At 53.4% G+C, this 20,232-nt stretch carries 16 protein-coding genes and 2 pseudogenes; 12 read left to right on the top strand and 6 right to left on the bottom strand.

All coding sequences use genetic code 11. The features are described from left to right. Window positions 1-17: 17 nt before the first annotated feature. Window positions 18-908: a LysR family transcriptional regulator gene (locus tag HV334_RS12535; protein WP_016153095.1), complete on the bottom strand. Its 891-nt coding sequence runs from the start codon at window positions 906-908 to the stop codon at window positions 18-20. A gap of 142 nt (window positions 909-1,050) precedes the next feature. On the opposite strand from HV334_RS12535, the gene HV334_RS12530 reads away from it, so the two are divergent. From HV334_RS12530 to HV334_RS12505, 6 genes are read left to right on the top strand one after another with little or no spacing between them, the layout of a single operon-like run. Continuing rightward, window positions 1,051-1,758 (top strand): CoA transferase subunit A, encoded by a 708-nt coding sequence (locus HV334_RS12530; RefSeq protein ID WP_016153096.1) that lies wholly within the window; start codon window positions 1,051-1,053, stop codon window positions 1,756-1,758. 2 nt (window positions 1,759-1,760) lie between these two features. Then, on the top strand, window positions 1,761-2,417 hold the full coding sequence (locus HV334_RS12525) for a CoA transferase subunit B (RefSeq protein ID WP_016153097.1): 657 nt from the start codon (window positions 1,761-1,763) through the stop codon (window positions 2,415-2,417). A 10-nt stretch (window positions 2,418-2,427) separates the two neighbouring features. After that, a complete protein-coding gene (locus HV334_RS12520; RefSeq protein WP_016156539.1) occupies window positions 2,428-3,633 on the top strand; it encodes an acetyl-CoA C-acetyltransferase in 1,206 nt (401 codons plus the stop codon). Beyond that, a complete protein-coding gene (locus tag HV334_RS12515) occupies window positions 3,623-4,546 on the top strand; it encodes a 3-hydroxyacyl-CoA dehydrogenase family protein (RefSeq protein WP_181220431.1) in 924 nt (307 codons plus the stop codon). Before HV334_RS12520 ends, HV334_RS12515 begins: the two co-directional genes overlap by 11 nt. A 44-nt stretch (window positions 4,547-4,590) precedes the next feature. Then, on the top strand, window positions 4,591-5,985 hold the full coding sequence (locus HV334_RS12510) for a GntP family permease (RefSeq protein ID WP_196615732.1): 1,395 nt from the start codon (window positions 4,591-4,593) through the stop codon (window positions 5,983-5,985). Between the two features lie 11 nt (window positions 5,986-5,996). Further along, window positions 5,997-6,767, top strand: a complete 771-nt coding sequence (locus tag HV334_RS12505) for a 3-hydroxybutyrate dehydrogenase (protein WP_181220430.1) — start codon at window positions 5,997-5,999, stop codon at window positions 6,765-6,767. A gap of 50 nt (window positions 6,768-6,817) precedes the next feature. Here HV334_RS12505 and HV334_RS12500 read toward each other — a convergent pair whose 3' ends face one another. Further along, the gene (locus HV334_RS12500; RefSeq protein WP_181220429.1) at window positions 6,818-7,246 is read right to left on the bottom strand and encodes an OsmC family protein; all 429 of its coding nucleotides are present in this window, start codon (window positions 7,244-7,246) and stop codon (window positions 6,818-6,820) included. A gap of 227 nt (window positions 7,247-7,473) precedes the next feature. Between HV334_RS12500 and sra the strand changes: the two genes are divergently transcribed. The 3 genes from sra (at window position 7,474) to HV334_RS12485 (ending at window position 11,516) form a co-directional block, all read left to right on the top strand. Beyond that, a complete protein-coding gene (sra, locus tag HV334_RS12495) occupies window positions 7,474-7,614 on the top strand; it encodes a stationary-phase-induced ribosome-associated protein (RefSeq protein ID WP_006684530.1) in 141 nt (46 codons plus the stop codon). A 179-nt stretch (window positions 7,615-7,793) separates the two neighbouring features. Then, window positions 7,794-9,491, top strand: coding sequence for a malate dehydrogenase (gene maeA / locus HV334_RS12490; protein WP_016153104.1), 1,698 nt, complete (start codon window positions 7,794-7,796; stop codon window positions 9,489-9,491). Between the two features lie 309 nt (window positions 9,492-9,800). Next, window positions 9,801-11,516 (top strand): ABC-F family ATP-binding cassette domain-containing protein, encoded by a 1,716-nt coding sequence (locus tag HV334_RS12485; protein WP_181220428.1) that lies wholly within the window; start codon window positions 9,801-9,803, stop codon window positions 11,514-11,516. A 139-nt stretch (window positions 11,517-11,655) separates the two neighbouring features. Here HV334_RS12485 and fdnI read toward each other — a convergent pair whose 3' ends face one another. The 3 genes from fdnI to fdnG are packed head-to-tail and all read right to left on the bottom strand — an operon-like array spanning window position 11,656 to window position 16,250. Beyond that, window positions 11,656-12,312 carry a formate dehydrogenase-N subunit gamma gene (gene fdnI / locus HV334_RS12480; RefSeq protein ID WP_016153106.1) on the bottom strand — a complete coding sequence of 219 codons (657 nt, stop codon included), beginning with the start codon at window positions 12,310-12,312 and terminating at the stop codon, window positions 11,656-11,658. Next, on the bottom strand, window positions 12,305-13,189 hold the full coding sequence (fdnH, locus tag HV334_RS12475; protein ID WP_181220427.1) for a formate dehydrogenase N subunit beta: 885 nt from the start codon (window positions 13,187-13,189) through the stop codon (window positions 12,305-12,307). The genes fdnI and fdnH overlap by 8 nt, the downstream gene beginning before the upstream one ends. A 13-nt stretch (window positions 13,190-13,202) precedes the next feature. Beyond that, window positions 13,203-16,250, bottom strand: a complete 3,048-nt coding sequence (gene fdnG / locus HV334_RS12470; RefSeq protein ID WP_094169740.1) for a formate dehydrogenase-N subunit alpha — start codon at window positions 16,248-16,250, stop codon at window positions 13,203-13,205. A gap of 287 nt (window positions 16,251-16,537) precedes the next feature. Here fdnG and yddG point away from each other — a divergent pair, with 287 nt between their 5' ends. Continuing rightward, window positions 16,538-17,419 (top strand): aromatic amino acid efflux DMT transporter YddG, encoded by an 882-nt coding sequence (gene yddG / locus HV334_RS12465; protein ID WP_047498654.1) that lies wholly within the window; start codon window positions 16,538-16,540, stop codon window positions 17,417-17,419. Between the two features lie 458 nt (window positions 17,420-17,877). Further along, window positions 17,878-18,018 (top strand): annotated as a pseudogene (locus HV334_RS12460) (phosphoporin PhoE); the annotation flags it as partial. 143 nt (window positions 18,019-18,161) lie between these two features. Here HV334_RS12460 and HV334_RS12455 read toward each other — a convergent pair. Further along, complete coding sequence (locus HV334_RS12455; RefSeq protein WP_020899206.1) at window positions 18,162-19,142, bottom strand: IS5-like element ISKpn26 family transposase; 981 nt, start codon at window positions 19,140-19,142, stop codon at window positions 18,162-18,164. Between the two features lie 82 nt (window positions 19,143-19,224). Here HV334_RS12455 and HV334_RS12450 point away from each other — a divergent pair. Beyond that, a pseudogene (locus tag HV334_RS12450) lies at window positions 19,225-20,172 on the top strand (porin); the annotation flags it as partial. Between the last annotated feature and the right edge of the window lie 60 nt (window positions 20,173-20,232).

The following is a 20,232-nucleotide window of genomic DNA, read 5'->3' as shown; positions in this document are numbered from 1 at the left end:
GGCGTATTGCGTGAGAGTCAGGTGCAATACGCCTTTTTCAGTGAATCCACCAGCACTTCAGAAGCGGTAGATAACTTATGATGCGCCGAACGCAAAACGCCGATCCGACGCTGGATCACCGGCGTATCCAGATCGATACAGGTTGCGCCCAGCTCTGTCATTTGCGTACGGCACAATGCGGGCACAGCGCTGCCGCCCAGTCCGCTCGCCACCAGGCGACCAACCGTCACCAATTGATGGCTCTCCAGCGCCACTTCCAGCGTATGCCCACTTTGCACCAGCTGTTCTTCCAGCATCAGGCGCACGGCGGAAGGACGTTGCAGGGTGATAAAATCCAGCGTCAGCAATTCGCGCCACGCAATACGATCCCGGCCCGCCAGTTTGCATGTCGGCGGAACAATCGCGATAAAACGATCCACGCCGAGCGGGGTGAAATGCAGATGCCCTGAAGAGTCCGGCTCAAAGGCAATGCCCATCTCCACCCGCCCTTCACTGACCATCTCAATCACTTGTTCGTTAATCACGTCATGTACCGTTACGTTGATCCCGGAGTAGGAATCACGAAACGTTTTCAGTACCGATGGCAGGACGTTAGCGGCGAATGAGGGCATGGCGGCAATAGAAATTTTCCCGCGCTGCAGCGTAAAGCGTTGGCGCATTGCCTCTTCCGTATTCTCCCAGTCCGCCAGCAGCTGTCGCCCCATGTTGAGCAGCGTTTCTCCCTCCTGCGTCAGGGTCACTTTGCGGGTGGTTCTCAACAGTAACGCCCCGCCCAGTGAATCCTCCAGTCCTTTAATCGCCAGGCTTAAAGCGGGTTGCGACATATTCAGTCTTTCACTGGCATGAGCAAAATTCAGAGTGTGAGCTACCGCTAAAAACGCGCGTAACTGTTTGATGCTCATTCCCATTTCGCATTCCTTTAACTTGTTGAATACCTTTAATTAACATTAAATTGATAAAAAAACCCAATGAGTGAGTCACAAATTTAAAATTAACAAATCATTTTTCACCCCCAATGATGTCGGCAAGGACAACAGGAGGGGCAAGTATATGGCTGGACTGGATAAACGGGTTGCCACCTATCAAGAGGCGCTGGAAGGACTGACCGATAACATGACGCTGCTGGCGGGCGGTTTTGGCTTATGTGGGATCCCTGAGAACCTGATTGCCGAAGTACGCCGTCGGGAGGTTCAGGGGCTTACGGTTGTGTCAAACAACTGCGGCGTGGATGGTTTTGGCCTTGGCGTTTTGCTGGAAACGCGCCAGGTACGCAAAGTGGTCGCATCTTATGTAGGTGAAAACGCCCTGTTTGAGCAGCAGGTTCTCAGCGGTGAACTGGAAGCTATCCTGACGCCGCAAGGCACGCTGGCTGAGCAGCTGCGCGCGGGCGGCGCGGGGATCCCGGCATTCTTTACCGCGACCGGATACGGAACCCCGGTCGCGCAAGGGAAAGAAGTTCGCGAGTTTGCCGGACGCCCTTACATCTTAGAGCAGGCGATAACCGGTGATTTTGCGTTGGTTAAAGGCTGGAAAGCCGACTGGTACGGCAACGTTATTTATCGCCACACCGCACAGAATTTTAATCCGCTGATGGCCGCCGCTGGGCGTATTACCGTCGTGGAAGTTGAAGAAATTGTCCCTCCCGGAGAGCTGGACCCCGCCGCAATTCACACCCCCGGAATTTACGTTAACCGCATTATCCAGGGGCAGTTTGAAAAACGTATTGAACAACGCACCCTGCGCCAGAAAGGAGCCTGACCATGTTAACGCGTGAACAAATGGCGATGCGTGTCGCCCGCGAACTGCGAGACGGTTATTACGTCAACCTCGGGATTGGTATTCCTACTCTGGTGGCGAACTACATTCCTGAAGGCATGGACGTAATGCTGCAATCGGAAAACGGTTTGCTGGGTATGGGCCCGTTTCCCACGGAAGACGAAATTGATGCTGACATGATCAACGCCGGGAAACAGACCGTGACGGCGCGCAAAGGCGCGGCAATCTTCGACTCGGCGCAATCCTTCGCCATGATCCGCGGCGGTCACGTCGACCTGACGGTGCTCGGCGCGTTTGAAGTGGATGTTAACGGCAATATCGCCTCATGGATGATCCCCGGAAAAATGGTGAAAGGCATGGGCGGCGCGATGGATTTGGTTGCCGGAGCCGACAACATCATCGTGGTGATGACGCATGCCTCTAAAAGCGGCGAGTCGAAACTGCTTCCCGCCTGCACCCTGCCGCTGACCGGCGTGGCCTGTATTAAACGTGTGCTTACCGATCTGGCGCTGCTGGAGATTGCCGACGGGGCGTTCATTCTGCGCGAGCGAGCGCCGGGCATCAGCGTCGATGAGATTGTCGCCAGAACCGCCGGCAAGCTGATCGTTCCCGAAAATGTCCCCGAAATGCACTTTAGCTGAGGAGCTGACCATGCAGGATGTTGTTATTGTCGCGGCAACGCGCACCCCAATTGGCAGTTTTCATGGCGCGCTGGCGCCGCTTTCCGCGGTTGAACTAGGTTCAGTGGTGATCCGTGCGCTGCTTGAAAAAACCGCCGTGGCACCTGAGCAAATTGATGAAGTGATCTTCGGCCAGGTTCTGACGGCAGGCTGCGGGCAGAACCCTGCCAGGCAAACAGCGTTACGCGCAGGACTGCCGGTCACCACGCCCGCGTTAACCCTGAATCTGGTGTGCGGCTCGGGCATGAAGGCGGTGCATCAGGCGGTCCAGGCGATTCGCTGCGGCGATGCGCAAATTGTGATTGCCGGTGGGCAGGAGAGCATGAGCAATGCGCCCTATTTCCTCGACGGCGCCCGGGCGGGACTGCGGCTCGGTCATGCCAGCATGAAAGACAGCGTGGTGCATGACGGTCTGTGGGATGCGTTTAACGACTATCACATGGGGATTACCGCGGAAAATCTGGCGGATAAGTTCGTGATCGGTCGCGAGCAGCAGGACGCCTTTGCCCTGCGCTCACAGCAAAAAGCAGCCGCCGCCATTGAAGCCGGTCGTTTTAGCGCGGAAATCACGCCAGTCAGCGTCCCGCAGGGCAAAAAACCGCCGCGTGTCGTGGATCGTGACGAACAGCCTCGTCCGGATACGCAGGCTGAAAAGCTGGCGCAGCTCAAACCAGCGTTTCGCCCTGGTAACGGCACGGTGACCGCCGGGAATGCCTCTTCAATCAACGATGGCGCCGCCGCGGTGATGTTGATGAGCGCCGCCAAAGCAGCAGAACTTAATCTGCCGGTTCTTGCCAGAGTAGCGGGCTACGCCGTCTCCGGCGTCGACCCTGCGATTATGGGCATTGGGCCGGTAGAGGCATCACTTCAGTGCCTGAAGCGAGCTGGCTGGACGTTGAATGATGTCGATCTCATTGAAGCCAACGAAGCCTTTGCCGCGCAAGCGCTGGCGGTTGGCGAATCCCTGAACTGGGACAGCAATCGGGTGAACGTAAACGGCGGCGCGATTGCGCTGGGCCATCCCATTGGCGCGTCAGGTTGCCGAATTCTGGTGACTTTGCTGCACGAAATGGCCCGCCGTAACGCCGCCAAAGGGTTGGCTACGCTGTGCGTAGGCGGCGGTCAGGGGGTGGCGCTGGCGGTTGAGCGCCCGCAGGAGGTATCTCATGAAAAGTAAGCATATCTGCGTACTGGGCGCGGGGTTAATGGGTGTCGGTATTGCCACCCACTTCGTCCGTTATGGTCACGATGTCTGGCTGTACGACACCGATAGCAACCGTATTGCAGACATTGGCGCAGTTGCCAGCGGTATTCTGGATGAACTGATTACCACCGAACAGTTTCCTAAAAACGACAAAGCACAGGCTGTGAGTCGTCTGCATGGTACTACCTCGCTGCACGATATTGCCGCGTGCGGGTTACTGATCGAAGCCATCCCGGAGCGACTCGAACTCAAGCACGCGTTGTATGCACAACTGGAAGCACTGATCGCGCCTGAGGCCGTCATTGCCAGTAACACCAGCGGCCTGCCGCCGGATGCGCTGGCAGAGAAGCTCGCCCATCCTGAGCGGTTGTTAATCGCCCATTTCTGGCACCCGCCGCATTTTATTCCACTGGTTGAGATTGTACCCGGCACGGCCACGAAGCCGGAATATCTGCAGGAACTGCAACAGCTGCTGCTTTCGATGCAGCTGGAAGCCGTTGTGCTCGACCGCGCCGCGCCGGGGTTTGTCGGTAATCGCCTGCAGTTCGCTCTGCTGCGTGAAGCGTTGCATATCGTAAAAAGCGGGATCGCCAGCGCAGAGGTGGTGGATCAGGTAATGCGCGCCTCGCTCGGTCGCCGCTATGCGATGGTCGGTCCGCTGGAGGCGGCGGATATGACCGGACTTTCTACGGTACAGGACATTTGTCGGCATCTGCTACCGGAGCTGGCAACCGGGAGCGACATGATGTCTCTGGTCGCTGACAAGGTGGCTAACGGTGATACCGGTTTGCGCAGCGGTCAGGGATTTTATCGCTGGGATGATTCGCGCAAGAAATATATCCAGCAACGCAGAGAGCATCAGCTGCGCTTTGCCCTGAAACCGTAACTTCTCTTTCTGTACCCCCACTATAACAATGATATTGAGGAGTCATGATGAGTGTATTAATCGCCCTGGCAGCGTTGGGCCTGCTGATGCTGGCAGCCTATCGCGGATATAGCGTCATCCTGTTTGCCCCCATCGCGGCATTAGGTGCTGTATTGCTCACCGAACCCAGCGCCGTCGGCCCTGCCTTCACCGGCCTGTTTATGGAAAAAATGGTCGGTTTTGTGAAGCTTTACTTCCCGGTGTTCTTACTGGGCGCTGTGTTTGGCAAGTTAATCGAGTTATCGGGTTTTTCTCGCTCCATCGTTGCCGCCGCCATCAACATTCTCGGGCGTCGTCACGCCATCCCTGTGATTGTACTGGTGTGTGCACTGTTGACCTACGGCGGCGTATCGTTGTTCGTGGTGGCATTTGCGGTGTATCCATTTGCAGCGGAGCTGTTCCGTCAGAGCAATATTCCGAAGCGCCTGATCCCGGCCACCGTTGCGCTGGGCGCGTTTTCCTTCACCATGGACGCTCTGCCAGGCACGCCGCAGATCCAGAACATTATTCCGACCAGCTTCTTTGGAACTAACGCCTGGGCCGCGCCCTGGCTGGGTTTGATCGGCTCTCTGTTTATCATCGTTGTCGGTCTGGTTTATCTCGAGCGCCAGCGTCGTAAAGCGCAGGCAAAGAATGAAGGGTACGGCACTGAACTGTTAAACGAGCCGGAAACGCCGGATAACATTAACCTGCCGAACCCGATAATTGCTATCTCTCCGCTGATCCTGGTTGGCGTTTTTAACCTGCTGTTTACTCACTGGATCCCGCAATGGTATGGCGCTACGCATCAACTGGAACTTCCGGGCCTTGCCAAACCGATTACCACCGAAGTCGGTAAAATCACCGCTATCTGGGCGGTAGAAGCGGCGCTGATTTCTGGGATCCTCCTGGTGGTGCTCTTCGGCTATCGCAACATTAAAGGTCGCCTGGCGGAAGGGAGCCGAACGGCGGTTGGCGGCGCGATCCTCGCGGCCATGAACACCGCATCAGAATACGGTTTTGGCGCAGTGATCGCTGCCCTGCCAGGTTTCCTCGTGCTGTCAAAAGCGCTGGCAGCCATTCCCGACCCGCTGCTCAATGAGGCTATCAGCATCACCACGCTTGCCGGGATCACCGGTTCGGCGTCTGGCGGGATGAGTATTGCCCTCGCCGCCATGTCTGACACTTTTATTGCCGCCGCCCATGCCGCCAATATTCCCCTCGAGGTCTTCCACCGCGTGGCGTCAATGGCCAGCGGTGGTATGGATACCCTGCCACATAACGGTGCGGTCATTACCCTGCTGGCCATAACCGGTCTTAGCCATCGTCAGGCGTACGGCGGGATATTCGCCATTACCGTAATTAAAAGTCTGGCCGTGCTGTTTGTTATCGGCGTCTTCTACACCACCGGAATTGTTTAAGGAGAATCATCATGAACTTAACGGGAAAAACCGCTCTGGTTACCGGCTCTACCAGCGGTATTGGATTAGGCATCGCACAGGTGCTGGCGCAAGCGGGCGCTACCCTGATCCTTAACGGATTTGGTGATGTGGAAGCCGCCAAAGATGCCATTGCACAATATAGCAAAACGCCAGGCTATCATGGTGCGGACCTGAGCGATGAAGCGCAAATTGCCGACATGATGCGCTATGCCGATAGCGAATTTGGCGGTGTGGATATTCTGGTCAACAATGCCGGGATCCAGCATGTTTCACCGGTGGAGACCTTCCCGGTTGATAAATGGAACGCGATTATCGCCATTAACCTCTCTTCTGTCTTTCACACCACGCGCCTGGCGCTTCCCGGCATGCGTAAGCGTAACTGGGGACGCATCATCAATATCGCTTCTGTTCATGGCCTGGTGGCCTCAAAAGAGAAATCCGCCTATGTGGCGGCGAAGCACGGCGTGGTGGGATTAACCAAAACCATTGCGCTGGAGACCGCGCAGACGGGTATCACCTGCAATGCGCTGTGCCCCGGTTGGGTGCTTACGCCGTTGGTCCAGCAGCAAATCGATAAACGTATTGCCGAAGGCGCTGAGCCTGACGCTGCGCGTGACGCCCTGCTGGCGGAAAAACAGCCGTCGCGCGAATTCGTCACGCCGCAACAGTTGGGTCAGCTTGCGCTATTTTTGTGCTCAGACGGTGCGTCGCAGGTGCGTGGCGTGGCGTGGAATATGGATGGCGGCTGGGTGGCGCAATAAAGACATCTGGTGCCGGATAAGACCCCGTCGCATCCGGCACACCATCTTTACTATTTTAACTGATAATCCAGCGTGATTTCCGCGTTCAGTACCTGTGATACCGGGCAGCCGGCTTTTGCTTTCTGGATGATGCCGTCAAACGTGGCGGCATCTATCCCAGGGACGCTCACCTGACTGTGTAGCGCGACTTTGGTGATAGCAAATCCGGCATCCACTTTATCCAGAGAAACATCGGCAGTGGTATCAATGGCATCTGGGGTAAAACCCGCTTCGCCCAGCATGAGCGAAAGCGCCATTGAGAAGCAGGCTGCATGCGCCGCGCCAATCAACTCTTCAGGATTGGTGCCTTTCGCCCCTTCAAATCGGGTATTAAACCCATACGGTTGCTGATTCAACACCCCACTTTCGGTCGACACGGTACCTTTACCGCGCTTAATGTCGCCTTCCCAGTGTGCCTGACCTTTCTTATGGATAGTCATTACCGCTCTCCTGTGTTGTCGTTGGAGTTACAAGTATAGGACGGCTGAGAAAAAGCATGGCACATACGGGATAGTTCTCATTTGCCGCTTAAGCATTGACCTTTCAGCTGAAATGACCGACCATCCAGAAAGCCGCTATTTTTAACATCGGCTTTCTATCAGGTTGTATTTCGTCCGTTCTCATACGGACTCGCCCTTGAAACCAGTAACAGGATTAAGGAGTTAGAATGAAATCGAACCGTCAGGCCCGTCATATTCTCGGACTGGACCACAAAATCTCAAATCAACGTAAAGTCGTGACCGAAGGTGACAAAACCAACGTGGTCAATAATCCTACCGGAAGAAAGCGCCGCGCTGACGGCAAATAGCCTTTCGCACGTCTGACTGAATAACGAGATAAACACCATTGCAACCGCAGTGGTGTTTTTGCTTATAAAACCCCTTAACCCATTCACAATGCTTTATACTTCGGCCGTTTCCCTGGCTGACAGGCCACATACGATCATAAAGAGTGCCAGGGACGGTTATTCAAAAAAGAGTGAGTGACATGGAAAACGAAACTAAAAAACTGCGTTCCCTTTACATCCCCTACGCTGGCCCGGTTCTGCTTGAATTCCCTTTACTGAATAAAGGGAGTGCTTTCAGTGCGGAAGAACGCCGTAACTTCAACCTGCTGGGGTTACTGCCGGAAGTGGTCGAGACGATTGAAGAACAGGCTGAACGCGCCTGGATCCAATATCAGGGATTTAAAACCGAAATCGATAAACATATTTATCTGCGCAACATCCAGGACACCAACGAAACCCTGTTTTACCGGCTGGTGCATAATCACCTTGATGAGATGATGCCAGTTATCTATACCCCAACGGTCGGCGCGGCCTGTGAGCGTTTCTCCGAGATTTATCGTCGCGCGCGCGGCGTGTTTATCTCTTATCAGAACCGCCACAATATGGACGATATCCTGCAAAACGTTCCTAACCACAATATCAAGGTCATCGTTGTCACCGATGGGGAACGTATTTTGGGTCTTGGCGATCAGGGGATCGGCGGGATGGGTATTCCAATCGGTAAACTGTCGCTGTATACCGCATGTGGTGGGATCAGCCCGGCCTACACCCTGCCGGTGGTACTGGACGTCGGAACAAACAACCAGCAACTGCTCAACGATCCGCTGTATATGGGCTGGCGTAATCCGCGTATCACCGATGATGAATACTACGAATTTGTCGATGAATTCATCCAGGCCGTGAAGCATCGCTGGCCGGACGTGCTGTTGCAGTTTGAAGACTTCGCACAGAAAAACGCCATGCCGCTGTTGACCCGCTATCGCGATGAAATTTGCTCGTTTAACGACGATATTCAGGGTACCGCTGCGGTGACCGTTGGCACGCTGATTGCGGCCAGCCGTGCGGCCGGTAGCCAGTTAAGCGAACAGAACATTGTCTTCCTCGGGGCAGGTTCCGCCGGTTGCGGAATTGCCGAGCAGATCATCGCGCAAATCCAGCGTGAAGGTTTAAGCGAAGAAGCGGCGCGTCAACGCGTGTTTATGGTCGATCGCTTCGGCCTGTTAACCGATAAGATGCCGAACCTGCTCTCTTTCCAGACCAAACTGGTGCAAAAACGCGAAAATCTGCAGCACTGGGATACGCAAGAAGATGTGCTGTCGTTACTCGATGTGGTACGCAACGTTAAGCCGGACATCCTGATTGGTGTTTCCGGACAGACCGGCCTGTTTACCGAAGAGATCATTCGCGAAATGCATAAGCATTGCCCGCGTCCGATCGTCATGCCGCTGTCTAACCCGACTTCCCGCGTAGAAGCCACGCCACAGGATATTATCGCCTGGACCGAGGGTAACGCGCTGGTTGCGACCGGTAGCCCGTTCGCACCGGTACTGTGGAAAGAGAAAATCTATCCCATTGCCCAATGTAACAACGCCTATATCTTCCCGGGTATTGGTCTGGGGGTAATTGCCTCTGGCGCATCGCGTATCACTGATGAAATGCTGATGTCGGCCAGTGAAACACTGGCGCAGTATTCACCGCTGGTGCTCAACGGCGAAGGACTGGTGTTACCTGAGCTGAAAGATATTCAGACCGTTTCCCGCGCCATCGCGTTTGCCGTCGGTAAAATGGCCCAGCAGCAAGGCGTGGCGGTGAAAACCTCCGCCGAAGCGCTGCAACAGGCGATTGACGATAACTTCTGGCAGGCAGAATACCGCGACTACCGTCGTACCTCTATCTGACGGTTTGCCCGGCGGCACGTTGCTGCCGGGCGCTCAGAACTTGCGCGACTGCGTGACTTACGATTACACTTTCGCTACCGATTAACATTCTGAAAAACAAAAGGAGGATACTTATGCTGTACTGTGAACGTTTTATCGTTTCACATGCTTTTGGCGATCGCCAGTGCTCAAGCGTTATCGGTATCGTGCTGCGATAACTTCTGCTTGAGCGAAGCTAACTTCTAAATCCCCTTCTCTCGGGCTTACCGGGTTATCGTCAGCGATGTTTGACGAGGCGTTTTTACGCCTGTAACTCTTGAGTAAGCAACAATGAGCACATTACTAACCGCACAATCCTTACACGTTGATACGGCATTCGGCACGCTATTCGACGATCTTTCCTTTACCCTGAAAAAAGGCGACCGCATCGGGCTTATCGGTTACAACGGCTGCGGCAAAAGCACGCTGTTAAAACTGCTCGATGCCACAATTTCGCCGACCAGTGGGGTTATCGCGCAGGCAAATCACTGCCATCTCGCCCGTGTAGAACAACATCTGCCTGACGAAATACTGCCGCTCACGCTGCAGGAAGCCGTTCTGGCTCAACTGCCCGAGCATGAACGCGCAGGTCAGCAGTGGCGAGTTGAAGCACTGCTCGCCGAAATGGGGTTCACGCCGGAGAATTTATCTCTGACAGCACACACGCTGAGCGGCGGCCAACACACGCGTCTGTTATTGGCGCGGGCGCTGATGCGAAACCCTGACCTGCTGCTGCTGGATGAGCCGGGTAACCACCTGGATCTGCCAACATTACTGTGGCTGGAACAGTTCTTACAAAACTGGTCTGGCAGTTTTGTGGTGGTTTCCCACGACCCGCAGCTGTTAGACGCGGTGACTCACGGAACCTGGATCCTGCGCGATCGAACTCTTCATGCCTTCGATCTGCCCTGTAGCGCAGCGCGTCAGGCTCTGGCAGAAAGAGACATCAGCGATGCTCTGCGCCATAAGGCTGAGCAAAAGGAGATAGACCGGGTGACCGCCAGCGCCAAACGGCTGGCTACCTGGGGGCGGGTCTACGACAACGAAGATCTTTCCCGCAAGGCCAAGCAGATGGAAAAGCAGGTACAGCGCCTGAAAGAGGTACAGACTGAAGTGACGTCAGGAAGTCAGTGGACACTAACATTGCAGGGAGATGCCCTGCGTGCGGATCGTTTGCTGGAGATGACTAATCTGTCCGTGGCCCCTGCTCCCGACGCCGATACGCTGTTTTCCATTGCCGGTCTCCGGTTAAAAAGCGGCGATCGCGTGGCGATTGTCGGGCGCAACGGTTGCGGGAAATCATCGTTGTTAAGGCTTATCTGGCAACAGTTTCACTCACAACTGGCATCACCTTCACTGGTGTTGCACCCGCGCGTTACGTTGGGGTATTACGACCAGACGCTGCACCAACTCGCAGATAACGATTCGTTATTTGACGCGCTGGAGCCGTTTGCTCCGCAGCCTGATATCCGCAAAATGGCGCTGATTAGCGCGGGTTTTCCGTGGGTTCGTCACGCGCAGCGGATCAGTTCCCTAAGCGGCGGCGAGCGCTCCCGGCTGCTGTTTGTTGGGCTAACGCTTGCGCGCTACAGCCTGCTGATGCTCGATGAACCGACCAACCATCTGGATCTGGAAGGTAAAGAGGCGTTGGCAGAAACGCTGCAAAGCTATAACGGCGGCGTGTTGTTGGTCAGTCACGACCGTCAGCTTATTAGCCAAAGCTGTAACCGGTTTTGGTTGATCGACCACGGCGAACTCAGTGAATGGCACGATCTGGACGCGGTCAATGCGCGTATTCGGGAAACATCCTCGGAGATAACCGTTCCCAAAACGGTGGTCGATGCGAGAGCCGAAATAAGCGGTGACAGCGATGGATTGCTGGAACAACTTCTTGAGCTGGAGCAGCGTCTGGCTGACGATCTTGCCCGCAAGCCGAAACATCAAAAGCCGCTGTTACAGGCGCAATGGAGTGAGGAGATTGAGCGCCTGAACTCACAACTGGAGTAAACCGTATTGCCGGATGGCAGGCCTACATCAGCAAAATGCGCGTATAGGCCCGTCATCCGGCTTATCGAAACATGACATTTTTTTGGCAAAAAAATGGCGCTACTGGTGTAGCGCCATTACGATCAGGGCACGTCAGGAGTTAGTTAACCCCTTCCTCGCTCTCTTTTTTCGCTTCTTGTCGTTCAACTTCGCGATACCAGCGCGGGTGATGTTTCTTCGCCCAGCGACGGCTCACTTTCCCTTCGACCATGCCTTTAATCGATCCTTTCACCCAGAATGCCATATACATGTGGATGAGGATGGCGTGCATCAGGATAATCCCCGCAGCCGCATGGATAAGCAGGCTATAGCGCACGACCTGCATCGGGAAAAACTGCGCAAAGTACGGACGCCAGATAATGATGCCGGTGATCAGCAGCACGAAAATCATGCTCATGATCGACCAGAACATCATTTTCTGTCCGGCATTGTACTTACCCACGTCCGCCACTTTGTGTTCATTGCCTTTCAGCACTTCCACAATATTTTTCAGCCACGGGATATCTTTTTTATCCGGGATGTTGTGGTGAACAAAGCGTACAAACATGAACATCAGTGCCACGAAGATCAGCAGTCCGAAGAACGGGTGCAAAATGCGCCCCATCTGCGGCGTACCGAAGGTCTGCGTCAGCCATTGCAGAGTCGGGAAGAAAAACGAAATCCCCGACAACGCCACCAGGAAGAAGCAGATCACCACCGTCCAGTGACAGGCGCGGTCGATAAACTTCGTGCGCACAATCATTTTCGACTTACTCATGATGATCCTCCTCGTCGTCGTCCACTTCCTTATTCGGACCGATACCAATGTAGTGGTAAATCAGTCCGGCGAAGGTGGCGATAAATCCGGCAGCGGCCAGCGGTTTCAGCGCCCCTTTCCACAGATTGATAGAGGTATCGATCTGCGGTTCTTTCGGCAGGCCGTGATACAGCTCCGGCTGGTTGGCATGATGCAGAACGTACATCACGTGCGTGCCACCCACACCTTCCGGGTTGTAGAGACCGGCATGTTCATAACCGCGTGCTTTCAGTTTTGCCACACGTTGTTCGCCCATTTCCAGCATTTTCTGCTTGGTGCCGAAATGGATTGCCCCGGTCGGACAGGTCTTCACGCAGGCAGGCTCCTGCCCGACGCTGACGCGGTCCACACAAAGCGTACATTTATATACGCGGTTATCCTCTTTATTGAGGCGCGGAATATTAAATGGACACCCGGCAATACAGTAGCCGCAGCCAATGCAGTGCTCTGACTGAAAATCAACAATCCCGTTGGCGTACTGGATGATAGCCCCGGCAGACGGGCATGCCTTCAGGCAGCCCGGATCTTCACAGTGCATACAGCCGTCTTTACGAATCAACCACTCGAGTTTGCCGTTCTGTTCGGTTTCGGTAAACCGCATCACCGTCCAGGACTTGGCGCTAAGATCGGCAGGGTTGTCATACACCCCGACGCAGTGGCCGACTTCATCGCGGATATCATTCCACTCTGAACATGCCACCTGACAGGCCTTACAGCCTATGCAGGTGGAAACGTCGATCAGCTTTGCGACCTCAGCTTTGTAATCACGGGCCTGAGGCGGCGGCGTGATGGCGTTTGTTGCGGACCGTTTGATGATGTCCTGCGTTTCCATAGACATATGTTCGCCTCCCTTACGCCTTCTCGATGTTAACTAAAAACGCTTTGTATTCCGGCGTTTGCGAGTTTGCATCACCGACATTCGGCGTCAGGGTGTTGGCGATATAGCCTTTACGCGCGACTCCTTCAAAGCCCCAGTGGATCGGGATCCCAACCGTTTCAACCTGCTGACCGTTGACGTGCAGAGTACGCAGACGACGGGTAACCACGGCAACTGCGCGAATAAATCCACGCTTGCTGCTGACTTTGACGTGATCGCCGTTGGAGATCCCCTTCGCTGCCGCCAGCGTTTCGCTGATTTCCACAAACTGCTCTGGCTGGGCAATCGCATTCAGCAATGCGTGCTTGGTCCAGGTATGGAAATGTTCGGTCAGACGATAGGTCGTCCCGACGTACGGGAAGTCCTGTTTCGTGCCCATGCGTAACTTATCCGCTTCGTACAGACGCGCTGCCGGGTTGGAGATCACGTTCGGATGCAGCGGGTTCGTACCCAGCGGCGTTTCCATCGGCTCGTAGTGTTCCGGGAACGGACCTTCCGCCATCTTATCGATAGCGAACAGACGACCCAGCCCTTCCGGCTGCATAATAAACGGATTGGTGCCACTGCCCGGTGCTGCGGTGTTGAAGTCCGGGATATCGTTCCCCGTCCACTTCGTGCCGTTCCACTGGATCAGCATGCGTTTTGGATCCCATGGCTTACCTTGCGGGTCCGCCGAAGCGCGGTTATACAACACGCGACGGTTTAACGGCCATGCCCAGGCCCAGCCCAGCGTATTACCGAGACCTGACGGGTCGGCGTTATCGCGATTGGCCATCTGGTTGCCCTGCTCGGTCCAGCTACCGGTATAAATCCAGCAGGACGATGACGTAGACCCATCATCGCGCAGAAGCGCAAAGCTGCTGAGTAACTGGCCTTTCTTCGCAACCAGCACACCGTTGGCATCATAGAGATCTTCCAGCGCATAGCCGTTGTTCTCTTTTGCCACTTCCTCGGAGTGCGGTTCGTCCGGCTGCTTATAGTTCCAGCTCATTTTCAGCACGGGTTCTACGGCTTTACCGCCTTCAGTGCGATACATGTCGCGCAGACGGTGATAAATACCGGCCAGAATTTCGCCGTCGTTGCGGGCTTCACCCGGGGCATCCTGACCTTTCCAGTGCCACTGCAGCCAGCGACCGGAGTTGGCGATGGAGCCGTCCTCTTCCGCAAAGCAGGTGGATGGCAAACGGAAGACTTCGGTCTGAATAGAAGCCGGATCAACGTCGTTTGATTCGCCGTGGTTCTGCCAGAACGTAGAGGTTTCGGTCACCAGCGGATCGATAATCACCAGATACTTCAGTTTGCTCAGGCACTGCACCACTTTGTTTTTGTCCGGGAAGGACGCGACCGGGTTAAAGCCCTGACAGATGTAGCCGGTCACTTTCCCGCTATCCATCATGTTGAAGTATTTGATGACGTCGTAGGACTGATCCCACTTCGGCAACCACTCAAAGCCCCAGTCGTTTTCTTTCTGCGCCGCATTGCCGTAGAAAGATTTCATCAGGCTGACGAAGAATTTCGGGTAGTTGCCCCAGTAGTTCACCTGATCGGCCAACGTCGCTTTTGGCGTGTTAGCAGCCAGATAGGTTTGCAGATCGGCCTGTTTCTCTGACGGCAGCGTCAGGTAGCCTGGCAGACTGGTAGAGAGCAGCCCTAAGTCGGTTAAACCCTGAATGTTGGAGTGACCGCGTAAAGCGTTGACCCCGCCACCTGCCATCCCCATGTTGCCGAGCAGCAACTGGATCATGGCCATGGTACGGATGTTCTGCGCCCCGACGGTATGCTGTGTCCAGCCCAGCGCATACAGGAACGTGGTGGTGCGATCCGCTGCGCTGGTGGAAGCCAGCACTTCGCACACTTTCAGGAAGTCTTCTTTTGGCGTACCGCAGATGTTTTCCACCACATCCGGCGTGTAGCGGGAAACGTGCTGTTTTAGCAGATTCCAGACACAGCGAGGATGGCTTAACGTTTCATCGCGTTTCGCGTAGCCGTTTTCATCGAACTGGTAGTTCCAGGACGATTTATCGTATTGGCGTTTTTTCGCGTCGTAACCGCTGAACAGACCGTCTTCAAAAGCAAAATCATCACGCACCAGCAGGCTGGCGTTGGTGTAATGCTTAACGTATTCAGCGTTGATTTTGTTGTTTTCAATCAGATACAGCAAGACGCCGGACAGGAACGTAATGTCCGTGCCGGAACGAATTGGCGCGTAAATATCCGCTACCGAGGCTGTACGTGTAAAACGGGGGTCAACAACAATTAGCGTGGCATCATTGTTGTTTTTAGCTTCCATCGCCCAGCGGAATCCCACCGGATGTGCTTCAGCGGCGTTACCGCCCATCACCATCACGACGTTGGCGTTTTTAATATCAACCCAGTGGTTGGTCATCGCACCGCGACCAAATGTTGGAGCAAGACTTGCTACCGTTGGTCCGTGTCAGACGCGCGCCTGGTTGTCTACTGCCAGCATGCCGAGTGAGCGCACAAATTTTTGCGTCAGCATGCCGGTTTCATTACTTGCCGCAGATGCGCACAGCATCCCGGTAGAAAGCCAGCGGTTTACCGTTACGCCCTGCTCATTCTTCTCAATAAAGTTGGCGTCGCGGTCAGTTTTCATCAGCTTCGCGATACGGGTGAAAGCCTCATCCCAGCTGATACGCTGCCATTTGTCGGAGCCTGGAGCGCGATATTCCGGGTAACGCAGACGGTTTTCACTGTGCACGTAATCCAGTAATCCTGCGCCCTTAGGGCATAATGCCCCACGGCTCACCGGATGATCCGGATCCCCTTCAATATGGTAAATCGACTCTTTGGCGTTTTTTGCTCCATCTCCCAGGCTATACATTAATAGCCCGCAACCTACGGAACAGTATGTGCAGGTGTTTCGGATCTCTTTGGCGCGCAACAGCTTATAGTTTCGCGCCTGAGCCAGTGCCATTTTGGGTGCAAAACCCAGAGCGGCTACTGTTGTTCCCGCCATACCGCCCGCGCAGATTTTAAAAAATTGTCTGCGGCTGACGTCCATTGCTTTCCTCTTTTTTGCAGGGATTCGTACAGGAAATCTCTCAAATTGCGCCAGCGCGGCATGATTGAAAGATGACATGTACAACTTCGCGACGAAACTATCAGCTATATCCATATTTTTTTTGCGTCAAATCAATAACGAAACGGTTCCGCTACTAAATAGTGCACTTCGCTTAACCTTTGTACCCATAAGGGAGTAGACAAAAGGGAATTAATTAGCGCGCTACGGTGTAAAGGTGCTATACATTTCAGCTTAATTTTTGCCAGTACCATGGACAGACAATCAGCATGACAAAACAAAAAGCAACGTTAATTGGGCTTATTGCCATCGTGCTCTGGAGCACGATGGTCGGGCTTATTCGTGGGGTAAGCGAAGGACTGGGGCCGGCAGGCGGCGCGGCGATGATTTTTACATTAAGCGGCCTGTTGCTGATATTTACCGTCGGATTCCCAAATATCAGAAAAATTCCTGTGCGATATTTAATCGCCGGTAGCGTGCTTTTTGTTAGCTATGAAATATGTTTAGCGCTGGCCCTCGGCTATGCCGCCACTCGTCACCAGGCTATTGAAGTGGGTATGGTCAATTATCTCTGGCCAAGTCTGACAATATTATTCGCCATCTTATTTAATGGCCAAAAAACAACCTGGTTGGTGATTCCCGGATTAATCATCGCATTGACCGGGGTTTGTTGGGTGTTGGGGGGCGAAAACGGCCTCAATCCTGGAGAAATTATCAGTAATGTTGCCAGCAGTCCGCTTAGCTATTTCCTCGCCTTTCTCGGCGCTTTTATCTGGGCAACGTATTGCACGGTGACCAATAAATATGCAAAAGGTTTTAACGGCATCACCGTGTTCGTTTTACTAACGGCGGCAAGTTTGTGGATTTACTATTTAATTACGCCTCAACCAGAAATGGTTTTTAGCACTTCGGTGACGATTAAAATGTTCACGGCAGCATTAACGTTAGGATTTGCCTATGCTGCGTGGAATATTGGCATTTTGCATGGCAACGTGACCGTTATGGCCGTCGGGTCTTATTTTACTCCAGTGCTGTCCTCTGCGCTGGCCGCGGTGTTGCTCAGCGCCCCGCTGTCACTATCCTTCTGGCAAGGAGCGCTGATGGTCTGCGCGGGGTCTCTGCTTTGCTGGCTGGCAACGCGCCGTGCCTGAAAAAAGTCGGATTTTATCACAAACAAATAAAATCCGGCTATACTTTAGACAATTTAATGAATAATAATTGTTCATTCCGCTGCGGTTTATGTTTATATTTGTTTAATTAAATGTTAAACATATGGAAATTAATTAACACCCGAAAGTATTACTCGGTCATCTATATCTCTTCACATGTATATATTACACCTGCGAAACTAACGCCATTTAAATCATAGCCTGCACAATAGTTCCCCATGTAAATATACCCATTCCGATCTGTCACATATTAAGATTAATACAATCAGCTATATTATGTAGATCTGGATCACACAACTTCAAATATTTCGCAATATTATGAAACTTATTATTGAACTTATACCACTGCGTCATTTAAAAATGGTTTGCCATTGACGAACCCCTTCGTTTAGCAATGGTTTAGGAAACACACCAAGAAATAATTATAAGGATTATTTAGAATGAAACTTAAATTAGTTGCAGTGGCAGTGACTAGCCTGTTGGCGGCAGGTGCGGTAAACGCAGCTGAGGTATATAACAAAGACGCAAACAAACTGGACCTGTACGGTAAAGTTCACGCTCAACACTACTTCTCTAAGGAAGGTGCGAATAAGTAGGTCATTTCTTCCCAAGCTGACTCGCTGATTAAAATTTCGCGGATCTGGGCCGATTTTTTTCCCGCAAACACATCGAATCAGCCTATTTAGGCTATTTTTTCCACCATTTCTGGCGTTATTTCCGGTTTTTACTGAGATCTCTCCCACTGACGTATCATTTGGTCCACCCGAAACAGGTTGGCCAGGGTGAATAACATCGCCAGTTGGTTATCGTTTTTCAGCAGCCCCTTGTATCTGGCTTTCACGAAGCCGAACTGCCGCTTGATGATGCGAAACGGGTGCTCCCCCCTGGCACGGATGCTGGCTTTCATGTATTCGATGTTGATGGCCGTTTTGTTCTTGCGCGGATGCTGCTTCAAGGTTTTTACCCTGCCGGGACGCTCGGCGATCAGCCAGTCCACATCCACCTCGGCCAGCTCCTCGCGCTGTGGCGCTCCTTGGTAGCCGGCATCGGCTGAGACAAATTGCTCCTCTCCATGAAGCAGATTACCCAGCTGATTGAGGTCATGCTCGTTGGCCGCGGTGGTGACCAGGCTGTGGGTCAGGCCACTCTTGGCATCGACACCAATGTGGGCCTTCATGCCAAAGTGCCACTGATTGCCTTTCTTGGTCTGATGCATCTCCGGATCGCGTTGCTGCTCTTTGTTCTTGGTAGAGCTGGGTGCCTCAATGATGGTGGCATCCACCAAAGTGCCTTGGGTCATCATGACGCCTGCTTCGGCCAGCCAGCGATTGATGGTCTTGAACAATTGACGGGCCAGTTGATGCTGCTCGAGCAGGTGGCGGAAATTCATGATGGTGGTGCGATCCGGCAGGGCGCTATCCAGGGATAATCGGGCAAACAGGCGCATGGAGGCGATTTCGTACAGGGCATCTTCCATGGCACCGTCGCTCAGGTTGTACCAATGCTGCATGCAGTGAATACGCAGCATGGTCTCCAGCGGATAGGGCCGTCGGCCATTGCCCGCCTTGGGATAAAACGGCTCGATGACAGCGGTCATATTCTGCCATGGCAGAATCTGCTCCATGCGGGAGAGGAAAATCTCTTTTCGGGTCTGACGGCGCTTAGTGCTGAATTCACTATCGGCGAAGGTGAGTTGATGGCTCATGATGTCCCTCTGGGATGCGCTCCGGATGAATATGATGATCTCATATCAGGAACTTGTTCGCACCTTCCCTAACGATACCAGCAGCGATGGCGACAAAACTTACGCGCGTCTGGGCTTCAAAGGCGAAACTCAGATCAACGACCAACTGGTTGGTTTCGGTCAGTGGGAATATGAATTCAAAGGCAACCGTTCTGAAGATCAGGGTTCCGACAAAGATAAAACCCGTCTGGCATTCGCTGGCCTGAAATTCGCTGAATACGGTTCTTTCGACTACGGTCGTAACTACGGCGTAGCTTACGACATCGGCGCATGGACCGACGTTCTGCCAGAGTTCGGTGGCGATACCTGGACCCAGACTGACGTCTTCATGACTGGTCGTACTACTGGCGTTGCAACCTACCGTAACACCGACTTCTTCGGTCTGGTTGAAGGTCTGAACTTTGCCCTGCAGTACCAGGGTAAAAACGATCGTAGCGCCGACAAAGAAGCTAATGGCGACGGCTTCGGTCTGTCAACTACCTATGAGTACGATGGCTTCGGTGTAGGTGCAACCTATGCGAAATCTGACCGTACTGACTCCCAGAACAACCACAGCGGTCAGTTCAAAGCTGACGGTAAGAACGCTGAAATTTGGGCTGCTGGCCTGAAATATGATGCGAACAACATCTACCTGGCAACCACCTACTCCGAAACCCGTAACATGACTACCTTTGGTGGTACTGTTAAAGGTACTGAGATCATCGGTATTGCAAATAAAGCACAGAACTTTGAAGCTGTTGCTCAGTACCAGTTCGACTTCGGTCTGCGTCCGTCCGTTGCTTACCTGAAGTCTAAAGGTAAAGACATCAACGGTTACGGCGACCAGGATCTGGTTGAATACGTAGATCTGGGCGCGACCTACTACTTCAACAAAAACATGTCCACCTTCGTTGATTACAAAATCAACCTGCTGGATGCCAACAACTTCACAAGAGCTGCCGGTGTAAGCACTGACAACATCGTTGCTGTTGGTCTGAACTACCAGTTCTAATTTTGTTGTAGTCTGAATACAAAGCCAGTCCTTCCAGGGCTGGCTTTTTCTCTTAATGTA

It is taken from the genome of Citrobacter sp. RHBSTW-00944 (assembly GCF_013615435.1).
Lineage (GTDB): Bacteria > Pseudomonadota > Gammaproteobacteria > Enterobacterales > Enterobacteriaceae > Citrobacter > Citrobacter braakii.
The sequence above is the reverse complement of the archived record's forward strand: the minus strand, read 5'-3'. Positions and strand labels throughout refer to the sequence as shown.